This window comes from Arthrobacter sp. 9V, from assembly GCF_902506065.1.
Classification (GTDB): domain Bacteria; phylum Actinomycetota; class Actinomycetes; order Actinomycetales; family Micrococcaceae; genus Arthrobacter.
In genome coordinates, this window is sequence record NZ_LR732912.1 from 2,481,457 (window position 1) to 2,493,715 (window position 12,259).

Genomic DNA, 12,259 nt, shown 5'->3' on the forward strand with positions numbered 1-12,259 from the left:
GTTCCGTTAGTAGTTGAAGCTCTGGTCAACGGCGTCGAGAATGCGGTCGAACCCGGGCAGCCAGTCTTCTTCAAGCCGGCTCGGTGGGTACGGCGTGTCGTAACCGGTGACCCTGATGATTGGAGCCTCCAAAGAGTGGAAGGCTGCATCTTGGACTCGGGCGGCGATCTCCGCGCCCAATCCTGCCGTGCGGGAAGCCTCGTGGGCGACGACCAGACGACCGGTGCGTTCTACTGACTCGATGATCGTGGCATCATCAATCGGGGACAGTGATCGGAGATCAACAACCTCAATGCTGCGGCCTTCTTCGGCGCATACGTCGGCGACTTTTTGGGCCACGGGAACCAGGGCCCCGTAGGTTACAAGAGTCAAGTCATTTCCGGGTCGGACTACAGTTGCCTTCTCCAAAGGCTGAGGCGCCCGGGCTGGGTCTACCTCGCCTTTGAGCCAGTAGGAGCGCTTGGGTTCGAGGAACACCACAGGGTCCTGGCTGCGCACTGCCAAACGGATCATGTCATATGCCTCCTGCGGCGACGACGGGCTGACCACCTTCAGGCCTGCAGTATGGGCAAAATAGGCTTCCGGAGACTCGGAGTGGTGCTCGATCGCGCCGATACCTCCTCCGACCGGTATACGGATTACTACAGGTAGACTCACTCTGCCCTCTGATCGGTGCCTGTACTTTGCGAGCTGAGTAATGATCTGGTTCAGTGCAGGAAACACAAAACCGTCAAACTGGATCTCGCAAACCGGTCGATAGCCTGCCATTGCGAGACCTATGGCACTTCCGATGATCCCTGCTTCACCCAGTGGAGAATCCACGACCCTTAGATCGCCGAAGCTCTTTTGGAGCCCGTCGGTGACCCTGAAAACTCCGCCCAATTGGCCGATGTCTTCTCCCATCAGCATGACTTTGTCATTCTCTTCCATCGCTTCCCGCAGCCCGGCGTTCAGGGCGTGCGCGATCGGCATGGTGCTCAGCTGCTTGCTCATTCTGCTGCCTCCACAAACGCCTTATGGTCATTCATTTGGCGTTCAAGTTCTGCTGTGATGTCGGTGTACGTAGTTCTAAAGGGCAGATCGGGGGCAGGGTCCTTGGCGGAGCGGCAGCCGGCCCTGAGCCTTTCGGCCAATTCCTGTTCTTCCTGGGCGATCCGATCTAAAAACGATTGATCAATTAGTCCAGCTGCTGTCAGATAGTTGCTGAGGCGTTCGATTGGGTCCAGTGATGCCCATACGTCGTTTTCTGCGCCTGAGCGGTATCGTCCGTCATCGTCCGAGGTCGTGTGCGGATTGCGCCGGTACGTGAATGCTTCGATGAGCGTTGGGCCGTTCCCCGCTCTGGCCGATGCCATTGCGTCGCGGGTTGCCGCCAGGCATGCCAGGACGTCGTTGCCGTCGACTCGTATGCCGGGAAAACCGAACCCTTGGGCGCGCTGTGCGACGGAAACCCGGCTTTGGACAGAGTAGGGAGCCGAAATCGCCCATTGATTGTTTTGACAGAAGAAGACAACCGGAAGATTCTGGGCCGCAGCCCAGATGAACGCCTCGTTGGTTTCTCCTTCGCTCAAGGCCCCATCACCAAGGAACACCAGGACCGCACGGTCACGTTCAGGATTGCCAGTCCCGACGTCCCCGTCGCGCACTATGGCCATCGCATATCCCACTGCATGAAGGGTTTGGGCGCCAATGACCAGTGTGTAGAGGTTGAAGTTGTTCTCCGTGGGATCCCAGCCACCCAGGGTTGTGCCTCGAAAGAGTCCCAAGAGGTTTACCGGATCCACCCCACGGCACCACGCCACACCGTGTTCGCGGTAGGTAGGAAAAACAACGTCCCTTTCCGCCAGTGAGGCGGCGGCTCCTACTTGTGCTGCTTCCTGACCCAGCAGGGATGGCCACAGTCCAAGTTCTCCCTGGCGTTGCAGCGCGATTGCCTCGGTGTCGACCCTGCGGGTCATGATCATGTCTCGTAAGAGGGCAGCGCCATCTACGGTGTCCTGATCAAGAGACAAATCAGGGTGTGATAAAAGGTTTCCATCCTGGCTTAGTAGCTGGATTGGTTCGGCAGTCATGCGCGGCCTCCTGTTGCATCGGCAAGACGGCGCTGCACAATTTCCCGAGCTGCCATTGCCGGGGTTTTCGAACCATCCCGTGCTGTGCTGAGCATCTCGGTGACCGCGGCGCCGATCATTGCAATTCGGGTAGTTACGTCTTCTACGCCTGGATCGCAGACCTCGGATGAGACCTGAATCAAGCCACCGGCATTGGCAACGTAATCGGGTATCCAGAGGGTGCCCTGTGAGTGGAGTTGGCTTTCACCCTCCGCAGTCAATAATTGATTATTGGCAGCACCACAAACCAATCGCGCCCTCAGGGAGGGGATTGTCGTTTCGTTCAGGGTGGCTCCCAAAGCACAAGGAGCGTAGACGTCGATTTCCTGATCCAGTACTGCAGACGCTGTGGCTATCCCGGGATTAGCTTGGACGGTGCGCTCCACCGCCTCGGGGTCACGATCGGCAAGGACCACTTTCGCACCTGCGTCCACGAGCAGACGGACAAGCTGGCCCCCAACCTTTCCCGCACCTTCTACACCGACGCTGCGTCCCGAAAGCCCCGCACTGCCCCAAAGGTGTACCGCGCCGGCTTGCATGGCCGAGTACACACCCAAGGCCGTAGAAAACCCGCTGTCTCCGGATCCTCCCGTGTTGCGGCCTACCACCCAACGGGTTTGGGAACCAATGATGTCCATGTCGGACGCCGTCGTCCCCACGTCCCCTGCAGTGATGTATCCGCCCGCAAACATGTCCACGAACCTGCCGTACGCTTCAAGCAGCTCCCGAGACTTTTCAGTCCGGGGGTCCCCGATGATTACCGCTTTGCCACCGCCAAGCGGAAGTCCAGCAGCGGCTGCCTTGAGCGTCATTCCCTCGGACAACCGCAGGACATCTGTGAGGGCTTCCTTTTCATCCCTGTAGGGAAAGAAGCGTGTTCCCCCCAGTGCCGGGCCGAGGGAAGAGTCGTGGATCGCCACGATCGCCCTCAGTCCCGTATCTCTGTCACGAATGATCCGTACGAGTTCGTGACCGCTGGTCTGATCAACGTCGACGTCGAAGGTACCGTCCCTGCCCATGTCGGGCTTGATCAATAACGCCGCATACACGTGGTGCCTCCTGATGCCGGATAATTGGATCCAATATGGATCTGTTCCACAATCGTGATGTAAGCATGGTGATATGGTCAACACATTCGTTAGCAACTATACGAATCGTCCACTTGGCGCGATGCACTCGAAGGGGCAGCTGAACAAAATGATCACCATTGACAAGCTTGACGCCGAACTCCTCAAGCGGCTGCACAGTAAGGCCAGGGTGGGAGTAGCGGAACTGGCAGTGCAACTGCGAATTTCACGGAATACGGTTCTGGGAAGACTTCAACGGCTGGAAGGCGCAGGCATACTCAAGGGATTCGCCCCTGTGATGGACTTGGAGGCAGCGGGCATCCCCGTCCAAGCCTTCATTGGCTTGGAATTGGACCAGCGCCAGCTCGCAAAGGTGGTCGATGCACTCAGCAGGATCCCGGAGGTTCTTGAAGTCACTACGCAGGCAGGACGCGAAGACCTCATGGTCCGGGTTGCCTCCACCACCCTGCAGGGAGTTCAGTCCGCTGCAGCCAGAATGGTGGACATTCCCGGCGTTCGGCACACCAACACAACGCTTACGGTCTCCACCCCGCTGCCCTATCGGGTTCAACCACTCCTGGATCATCTCACTAAGGACTTAGGATGGGGCCGATCCACTCCCCTTCCCGCCAGCGCGGAAGTAGACGAGAACTAGACTCACAAATTGGATCCAAAAATGGAAAAATTGAATACACTAGGCTCATGACGCACACAGGTTTTGCAACGAAATACACGACGGCGGCTGCGACGCCTACCCGGCCCACTCTTCGGGGCTCGTTCGGCATGAGCGCCTCCACCCATTGGCTGGCTACGGCGAGTGCCCAGTCTGTTTTGGAGCGTGGGGGCAACGCGTTCGACGCAGCCGTAGCGGCTGGCTTCGTGCTGCACGTCGTTGAACCCCACCTCAACGGGCCTGCTGGTGACATGGTGGCGCTCTACGCACCCAGGGGCCGGGATCCGCGCGTTCTGATGGGTCAGGGACCAGCTCCGGCGAGAGCCACTATTCAGCACTTTACCGCGGAGGGTCTCGATTCAGTGCCTGGTGCCGGAGCGCTTGCGGCAGCTGTCCCGGCGGCCGTCGAAGCCTGGATGACATTGCTGGCCGACCACGGAACGTGGGAATTGGCAGAAGTGCTCGAGTACGCCATCCACTACGCAGAGAATGGTCACCCTTTAGGTCATCAAGCGGCGGCAGTGATCGGCACCATGGCAGTGCATTTTGAGCAACACTGGCCTACTTCCGCGTCGCTTTGGATCCCGGACCAGAAACTTCCGGCAGCGGGGGACAACGTCAAAAATGTAGCTTACGCCAATGTCCTGAAACGATTGGTTGAAGCCGGTAGCGCGGCTAATACGCGCCAGGGCAGGATCCGTGAATCCCTCAAGGAGTGGAAGGAAGGTTTTGTCGCCCAAGCCCTTACCACTTTCGCACGCAGGCCCCATAGGCACTCGTCCGGAACAGATCACGCGGGAGTTATCGGCCTCAGTGACTTCTCTGACTTCAACGTCTGCAGCGAAGAACCGGTATCCATGGACTTCCGTGGAACGACTGTTGTCAAAGCGGGTTTCTGGTCGCAGGGACCGGTACTTTTGCAGTGTCTGGCTATCCTTAAGAATTTCGACGATGAACATTTGGATCCATCAACAGCCCTCGGCGCCCACACCATCATCGAAGCACTGAAGCTCGCCATGGCTGACCGGGATTCCTTTTACGGTGACTCGCGCGCGGAGCCGGCCGATCTCACAGCCTTGTACTCCGACGCATACGGCAGGGACCGGGCTCAGCTCATTTCGGACTATGCATCAAAGGACTTCCGGCCGGGAGCTTTGCCCGGAATCCCTGCGCACAGGCCCCCACTTGTTAATGCCCTTGATTCGACCTCCGCGCTGGGCGCCGGCGAACCCACCGTCCGGATAACGGGCGAAACCCGGGGAGACACTTGCCATCTGGACGTCGTCGACAGATACGGAAACATGGTCAGCGCGACGCCATCGGGCGGCTGGTTACAGTCCTCCCCCGCGATCCCCGAGTTGGGCTTCGCCCTCGGGACGCGACTGCAGATGACGTGGCTGGACGAATCCTCGCCTTCGGCACTCCGTCCAGGGGCCAGGCCCCGAACGACACTAAGCCCCACGCTGCTGATGCGAGATGGCCGTGTGGTCGCTTCCTTGGGATCGCCGGGCGGTGATCAACAGGATCAGTGGCAGCTGCTCTATCTACTCAGGACGCTTGTAGGAGGGTATGCGCCCCAAGAAGCGATAGATGCACCGACATTCCACACCAGCGCCCTGGCCAGTTCGTTCTGGCCACGAACGTGGAACGCACTGGGTGTCATTGCCGAGTCTCGTCTTCAGCCTGAGGTCCTGGCCGAGTTAAGGGAAAGGGGCCACGACGTGACCGTGGTCGACGCCTGGTCCCTGGGGCGCCTATCGACGGTCCTCAGGGATCCCGGGACCGGTCAAGTCAGTGCGGCCGCAAACCCACGAGGCAATCAGGGCTACGCCGCCGGTAGATGACCTTCCTTCTCTGCGCTGCTTCAGTCACTACATCCCTACAGGTATTTGATTCAGATAGGATCCAATTGACTGAAATGCGTTAGCATCGATCTTGGAGGACCCAATGACTGACCCCACTGACAGTGACACCCGCCTTCAACCAACCGAAGGGCGGGCACGCACCGTCGACTTTCTGGTCAACGCACTTCAGGAACGAATTAGCGACGGCGAGTTCGGTGTCGGGTCGTGGATTCGGCAGGAGAGATTGGCCGAAGAATTCGGGGTCAGCCGGATGCCAATACGCGAAGCGCTCCACCGACTCCAGGCACTCGGCGTCGTCGAGATTGTCGCAAACCGTGGCGCCCGCGTGAAGATGCCCTCCATGCGCGATATTGCAGAGGCCTTTGAGGTTCGTGGCGTACTTGAAGGCCATGCGGCATTCCGCGCGGCACGCGGCTGCACTCAGGCCGAAATGGACAAGCTCCATGAGGCAGGGCAATGGTTTGAAGCGGCCGCCGAAGAAGCGCGCAAGGGATTCAACGAGAAGGCCAAGGAACTTTGGTACAAAGCCAATGAGCTCTTCCATGGCACCGTTATCCAAGCTTCCGGCAACAGGCAGCTCAGCTTGAGCATCAACGCCCTGCATCACCGGATGCCGAGAAACCTGACATGGTCAGCGCTCGGAGGGGACCCTCGATTGCTCAGCGACAATGCAGAAGAGCACGTGCGCATCGCGGACGCAATCGAAGAACGGGACTCCGAACTTGCGCGCAAACTGACCATTGAGCACAGCGCCCGGGCACGGGAACTTGTCGAAATTCACGTGGGATCACAAACGCAACAAGGCTGACAGTTACTGCGGTCATAACTTTGAGTCATTTTGGATCCAATTCTCGCCGCTTTGGATATCATTAGCTTATGACATATTCAGTTGATAGCTCCTTTACGATGACCCACCCCCTCCGCCGGCTCACTGACTTGAGCGGGGCGGAACTGTGAAAGCTAGAAATCGCCCCAAGGTGGCGACGATTCACCTTTGGCTGATGCTGGGTTTGACGTTCTCCACCGGGGTGGCCGACGCCGTGGGATACCTAGGCCTCGACAAAGTCTTCACCGGCAACATGACAGGGAATGTGGTCATCCTTGGTATGGCCCTGGCCGGCGCGGATGGACTACCGATTGTTGGCCCCGCCGTTGCGCTCGGGGGGTTTATGGCCGGCGCAGCAATAGCCGGGCGCGCACTTCGAGGGCTGAAAGCAGCATGGTCCGCCGTCACCACCGGGATCCTGCTGGGTGTAGGCCTGGCCCTGACCGCACTGGCTGTATATCTGGGGCTTGAGTCCGCCGGAGCCCCGGAATTGAGCGAGATTGCCGTCGCTGCGGTCATGGCAACGACGATGGGTGCCCAAGCCGCCGCAGCCCGACACCTGGGTGTCAAAGATGTCACTACGGTGGTCGTCACTTCGACCATTACCGGGCTCTCTGCGGATTCTTGGTTGGCGGCCCGCATCTCCCAACCGTGGCCGCGGCGCCTACTGGCGGTTTTGCTCATCAGTGCCGGCGCAGCGGTCGGCGCGGTTCTGTTGACAGTGCACCTGGCCCTTGGCATCGCCCTTTCAGCAGCAATCACCCTCGTCGCAGCTGTCGTCGGCCATCTTTCGGGGCGGCCGACGCCGGTGCCCGAGTCGCAAACTCAGGTCGCCGCACTTTAGCCGCACCGAGCTCACATATATCCATAAAAACGGCTGTGCGGATCGAAGGCCGCCGACCACGAGCTGGCCGGCGGCCTGACCCCAGCGAATTCGATGATGCCCTGCCGGCGCCAATGCTCTTTTCGGATTGCTACACTCGTCCCCGGCTGGGTTTCAAAATTAATGAGCCCGGAAATTTCCCCGATGAGGGCGGCGGCGCGACTTTCATTACCTGACTGCCACGCCGCCATGGCCGCGGCAAGCACCTCCGGACGGGTGATCCCGGCAGCCATTCCAACTGCTCCAGCGCGAAGATCCTCCACCAAACCCAACCCCCCGAAGCCCCCGATGAGGCGACACGACGTTGTAGCCGCCAGATACTGAATGGTCGCAAACGTAGGCTCAGCCTCGCATTTGATACCTGCGATGAAATCCAAGCCTGCAACGGCCGTCGAGAGATCCTCGGCGCTGATCCGGACGCCCGTGGCACGCGGTAGATCCTGAACCAGGATCGGCAGCCCCGTAGCCCGGTGGACGCCCTGAAGATGACCGCGGAATGTCGCTGAGTCGCTACTGGTAACCGGCACCATGATCGCCGAGAGTTGCCCCCGCAAGGCTCGCGCCAGCTGCCCGGCTTCCAGCAACGCTTCACTTTCGCTCACCGACATAACCGACCCTACTACCGGTATTTTGCCGGCAGCCTCCGCAATCACTTCCATCGACAGCAGCTTCTCACTCATGGAGAGGCTACCCGGCTCGGCGATAACACCAAGGCCTACCAGCGTTGTACATCCTCGCTCGACCAGCGTCAGCGCCAGCTGCCCCAGCGAATTCTCATCAACCCCCTTCAGATCCGCTAGGAATGGCGTTGCAACCATGCCCCATAGATCCAAGGGAGGTTCTGCGGTCGGACCGGCGCCGGTCCGGGATGCTTCTGCGTTCGTCAAGTTCTTTCCCATCATGGAAGTGCTTCGCGCCTCTGGTGGCACCAAGCACCCAGGCGACAGAAACAAACGGTGAATTTTCCGTGACGGGTTGACGCCGCCACCGGATGCGTGCGATATTCGTCACATCAAATCGGATCCAATTCTACACATTTACATCCAATCCTTGGAATCGAAGCGGCCCTGTAGCAGCTCGCTCCGGCCAAGAACGGATCGACCAGGAGAGTCATGACGGACGCACAGGGCACATACCCTCCCACCCCTGGAGACAAACTGATCTTCGAAAACGAGAGGGTCCGGGTGTGGTCGATGACCATCCCCGCCCACGGCATGTTCGATTACCACCAGCATTTCCACGACCATGTGATCCTCTGGCCCGAAAACGGACACGTCCAAGGCCAGGAGCTTGGAGATGACGATTGGTCACTGGAACAAGTCGCCCAGCCCGGATACGTCGCTTTCAAGACTGTCGGTTCATCAGGACCGCTTGTTCCTCACAGGGTCCGAAGCCTCGACGATCATGCAACGACGCACTACATCATCGAGCTCATCAGCGAAGAGTCCCCCAGCGCAACGGATTTGCCCACAGTCGCCAACGACTTGGGCAAAGTCACCGACTTACGCAACAGGTACTGATTCGCTCCAGGGCCCTACCAGCCATCACCCGCCCTCCCCAACGGGCGGGAACACTTTAGGAGTAAGAAAATATGACCGTTCAGGGCAGCGCCGCAGACGTGGCACAATCTGCTTCACCCGGACTAAAAAAGAACACCATCGGAGCCTTTGGGATGACCTTCATGGTTATCGCCGCAGCCGCACCGATGACAGCAATGGCCTCAAACCTCTCCATCAGCCTTGCACTTGGGGTGGGTGCCGGCACCGTAGGTCAACTGATTCTCGTGGCAGGACTCTTGGCCATCTTCGCAGTTGGCTTTGTAGTCCTGAGCAGGCACGTCACCAACGCCGGAGCGTACTACGTCTTCATCGGTTACGGATTGGGAAAGCGGACTGGAGCGGCCTCCGCCTTTGTGGCATCCGTGGCGTACAACATGGCTGCAGGAGGGATGATCGCTGCCACCGGCTACTTCGCGAGCCTCACTGTCGAGTCTTACACCGGACTCAGTGTGCCTTGGTATGTCTACGGAGCAGTCGCACTCGTTGTAACTGGGGTGTTGGGTGTTCGCGGCGTCGGAATAGCCCAACGCTTCACCACGGGCATCTCCTTGATTCAGTTCGGTATTATCATTGCCCTCGGCGTTGCAATCCTCCTGCAACGTCCCGAAGGATGGTCGTTGGCTGCTTTCTCTCCCTCCGCTGCATTCAACGGCAACATCGCCATTAGCTTGGTCTTCTGTGTGCTCTCCTTCGCCGGATTCGAAGCAACTGCAATATATGGCGAGGAAGCGAAAGCGGCCCGCCGCAGCATCAAAATTGCGACCTATAGTTCCCTGATCCTCTTGGCTGCCGTTTTCGTCTTCTCGACCTGGTCCATCGTGTCGGCCTTCGACGACGTTCAGTCCGTGGCTCTTGAGGATGCCGGGACCCTGGTATTCCGCACCGCTGACATGTACCTGGGTCCTTGGTCCGGCGGTGTGCTGAGTACCGTGGTGACTGTCAGCTTCCTGGCCGCAGCAATCGCCTTCCACAACATGGCGGCGAGGTACCTTTTCGCACTGGGACGCACAGGCCTCCTCCCCAAACGCCTGGCCCGGACACACTCGCGGTTCGGCACCCCCTATATCAGCTCAATGGTCCAGATTGCCATTTCCTTTGTCATGCTGGTTCCGTTCGTCCTGACACAAGCCGATCCCATAGTGAACCTGTTCCCGGCTGTTTCAGGCATTACATCGCTGTCGCTGACCTCACTTATGATCGGCTGTTGCGTCAGCATCATCGTCGCAAGCACCCGCAAGCTCCTTCCCGAAGGACTCTGGGCAACCATCGTGGCCCCGGCGATCTCGGGAGCCGGCCTGCTCATCATCGTGATCATCATCGTCATGAACTACCAAGCGGTCACCGGAAGCGACTCCCTAGTGGTGGCCCTGATGCCGGCCATCCCCGCTGCGGCTGCAATCTATGGAGCCATCGCTTACAGAAGGCGCCACGCCGCTGACCTGGAGGAACATCTTAGGGAGTAGTGGGACTTGGATGCGGAGCCCTTCGTGGCTCCGCATCCAGGCCAGCCGGTCCGTCCGGCCCTCTTTTTTGTCCGCCTTGTCGAAACAGAATTCGGTTTCTGTACCTCAGCAGCCCAGAGGTGACCAGGGCTTTGAGTCCCGAGTAGAAAGCAAGCCGCATGTTCCCAGACCACGAGCCAACCAGCGACGAATCGGGCACCCATATTTCAACGCTCATGCCAGCGTTCGATTATGAAGAACTAGCTCCCGCTGAGCTGCTGCGCCCACCTCCCCAGAGGGTGCTCGATGGCTGCCTTAGCCACCTGAATCTCTCATATGCTTCCCCCCTCGGCTGGAGGCCGCTGCTTCTGGACGTTCACCTTCCGGAAGGATCAAAAGGTCCCTACCCTGCAGTTGTGTACGTACACGGAGGTAGCTTTCTAGGAGGAATCAAGGCGATGGGACCATGGCAATCCCTGCCTGCGCAAGGAATAGCCGTGGTCTCGGTGTCCTACCGCCTGTCCGGAGAAGCCCACTTCCCGGACCCCGTCGAAGACGTCCGCGCCGCTGTGCGATGGACGCGGAGGAACGCCGAAGCATTCAACTTGGATGCCAACGCGATCGCCCTGTGGGGAAGCTCCGCCGGTGCCTACCTTGCTTCCATGGCCGCCGTTTCCGGAGAACTTCCTTTGAGCCGACCCATCGGGGACGATCTCGATACACTCACACATGTCTCCGCGGTCGTAAACCACTACGGCATCTCGGATTTCGCGAAGCTAAGTGAAGACGCGTTTGAGAATACCGAGCATGAGAAGGAAGAACTCGCCGGAATCATTCGTCAGTTCCTGGGCTTCGATCCCATGAAGAATCCAGAAAGAGCAACCCAAGCCACGCCACTGCAAGTTGCCCGGGAACGAGGAGATTCTCCACCGTTCCTGTTCATGCATGGAGACGCTGACCATCGCGTTGGCCTTGGCCAAAGTATTCGTTTTCACGAAGGGCTCTTGGGTCTCGGCCGGAGTTCCACGTTGGTAACGCTGGCTGGGGCCGAGCACGGAGACCAGGTATTCTCTCAACGAGAAACAGTCCAGCAGGCTATCACCTTTCTGCGGGCATCCTGGGCTGACCCAAGTACCAGAGCCCCCCGTGATTAACGCAACCAGCTCCAAGTCAGTCCAGGAACGGAGCCGTCGCTCGGCTCAACGAATACTCGGAGCCACCGAGAAAGCACTTGATCTCCACGGCTACTCGGAATTCAATATGGCTTCGGTGTCAGCAGGCTCTGGACTGTCGATAGGCGCGCTTTACGCACATTTCGCGAACAAAGAAGCGCTGCTTCGTGAGGTGAAGAACGACGTACTGACCAGGCTTGAGCTCAAACTCGAACAGCGGCTCCAAATCACCGCGGACGATGTTGAAAGTACCATAGATGCTTTCGTCACCGAACTGTCAGGTTCACTCACGGATCAACGGAAACTCTTTGCATTCATCTTCGCGCAGAGCGTTCACGATGCTGAGATGCGCAAACGTGGGTTCCTGTTCCATCAGAGACTCAAGACAATTCTGCGCCACACCCTGCTTCTCAACCATCCTGGCAGGGACACTGGTTTCGATGAATCTGTTGACTTCGTATACGAACTTATGGTGCAAGGCCTTCTCATGCGCGTCACATCATTAGGGACTATCACCGAGGCTGAACACGTGTATGACGGGTTTCCCAACCCCGAGGTTTACGAGAGGGAACTCATCCGAGCAGTCACCTCATATCTACTGCGCAGCGTGCCGTCCCAAAAACTTCGGCGCCCAGCCAAAACGCACAACAAATCCTAACCA

12 protein-coding genes are annotated in these 12,259 nt (G+C 58.8%); 8 read left to right on the plus strand and 4 right to left on the minus strand.

Annotated features, from left to right (window positions below; genetic code table 11):
• Nucleotides 1–6 precede the first annotated feature (6 nt).
• From BACI9J_RS11575 to BACI9J_RS11585, 3 genes are read right to left on the minus strand one after another with little or no spacing between them, the layout of a single operon-like run.
• Nucleotides 7–993, minus strand: a complete 987-nt coding sequence (locus BACI9J_RS11575) for an alpha-ketoacid dehydrogenase subunit beta (RefSeq protein ID WP_159734510.1) — start codon at nucleotides 991–993, stop codon at nucleotides 7–9.
• The gene (locus BACI9J_RS11580) at nucleotides 990–2,072 is read right to left on the minus strand and encodes a thiamine pyrophosphate-dependent dehydrogenase E1 component subunit alpha (protein ID WP_159734511.1); all 1,083 of its coding nucleotides are present in this window, start codon (nucleotides 2,070–2,072) and stop codon (nucleotides 990–992) included. Before BACI9J_RS11580 ends, BACI9J_RS11575 begins: the two co-directional genes overlap by 4 nt.
• Nucleotides 2,069–3,160, minus strand: a complete 1,092-nt coding sequence (locus tag BACI9J_RS11585) for a Glu/Leu/Phe/Val family dehydrogenase (protein ID WP_201296565.1) — start codon at nucleotides 3,158–3,160, stop codon at nucleotides 2,069–2,071. The genes BACI9J_RS11580 and BACI9J_RS11585 overlap by 4 nt, the downstream gene beginning before the upstream one ends.
• Before the next feature lie 148 nt (nucleotides 3,161–3,308).
• Here BACI9J_RS11585 and BACI9J_RS11590 point away from each other — a divergent pair, with 148 nt between their 5' ends.
• The 4 genes from BACI9J_RS11590 (at nucleotide 3,309) to BACI9J_RS11605 (ending at nucleotide 7,386) form a co-directional block, all read left to right on the plus strand.
• A complete protein-coding gene (locus tag BACI9J_RS11590; RefSeq protein WP_159734512.1) occupies nucleotides 3,309–3,833 on the plus strand; it encodes an Lrp/AsnC family transcriptional regulator in 525 nt (174 codons plus the stop codon).
• 47 nt (nucleotides 3,834–3,880) lie between these two features.
• Nucleotides 3,881–5,695, plus strand: a complete 1,815-nt coding sequence (locus BACI9J_RS11595) for a gamma-glutamyltransferase family protein (protein WP_159734513.1) — start codon at nucleotides 3,881–3,883, stop codon at nucleotides 5,693–5,695.
• A gap of 103 nt (nucleotides 5,696–5,798) precedes the next feature.
• Nucleotides 5,799–6,524: a GntR family transcriptional regulator gene (locus BACI9J_RS11600; RefSeq protein WP_159734514.1), complete on the plus strand. Its 726-nt coding sequence runs from the start codon at nucleotides 5,799–5,801 to the stop codon at nucleotides 6,522–6,524.
• Between the two features lie 145 nt (nucleotides 6,525–6,669).
• The gene (locus tag BACI9J_RS11605; protein ID WP_236558669.1) at nucleotides 6,670–7,386 is read left to right on the plus strand and encodes a YoaK family protein; all 717 of its coding nucleotides are present in this window, start codon (nucleotides 6,670–6,672) and stop codon (nucleotides 7,384–7,386) included.
• A gap of 11 nt (nucleotides 7,387–7,397) precedes the next feature.
• On the opposite strand, the gene BACI9J_RS11610 is transcribed toward BACI9J_RS11605, so the two are convergent.
• Nucleotides 7,398–8,312 carry a dihydrodipicolinate synthase family protein gene (locus tag BACI9J_RS11610; protein WP_159734515.1) on the minus strand — a complete coding sequence of 305 codons (915 nt, stop codon included), beginning with the start codon at nucleotides 8,310–8,312 and terminating at the stop codon, nucleotides 7,398–7,400.
• Nucleotides 8,313–8,537: 225 nt separating this feature from the next.
• Here BACI9J_RS11610 and BACI9J_RS11615 point away from each other — a divergent pair, with 225 nt between their 5' ends.
• From BACI9J_RS11615 to BACI9J_RS11630, 4 genes are all read left to right on the plus strand, one after another.
• Nucleotides 8,538–8,945 (plus strand): hypothetical protein, encoded by a 408-nt coding sequence (locus BACI9J_RS11615; protein ID WP_159734516.1) that lies wholly within the window; start codon nucleotides 8,538–8,540, stop codon nucleotides 8,943–8,945.
• Nucleotides 8,946–9,016: 71 nt separating this feature from the next.
• Nucleotides 9,017–10,447, plus strand: a complete 1,431-nt coding sequence (locus BACI9J_RS11620; RefSeq protein WP_159734517.1) for an APC family permease — start codon at nucleotides 9,017–9,019, stop codon at nucleotides 10,445–10,447.
• Nucleotides 10,448–10,662: 215 nt separating this feature from the next.
• Nucleotides 10,663–11,580, plus strand: a complete 918-nt coding sequence (locus tag BACI9J_RS11625; RefSeq protein WP_236558849.1) for an alpha/beta hydrolase — start codon at nucleotides 10,663–10,665, stop codon at nucleotides 11,578–11,580.
• Nucleotides 11,573–12,256, plus strand: a complete 684-nt coding sequence (locus tag BACI9J_RS11630; protein ID WP_159734519.1) for a TetR/AcrR family transcriptional regulator — start codon at nucleotides 11,573–11,575, stop codon at nucleotides 12,254–12,256. The genes BACI9J_RS11625 and BACI9J_RS11630 overlap by 8 nt, the downstream gene beginning before the upstream one ends.
• Nucleotides 12,257–12,259 lie beyond the last annotated feature (3 nt).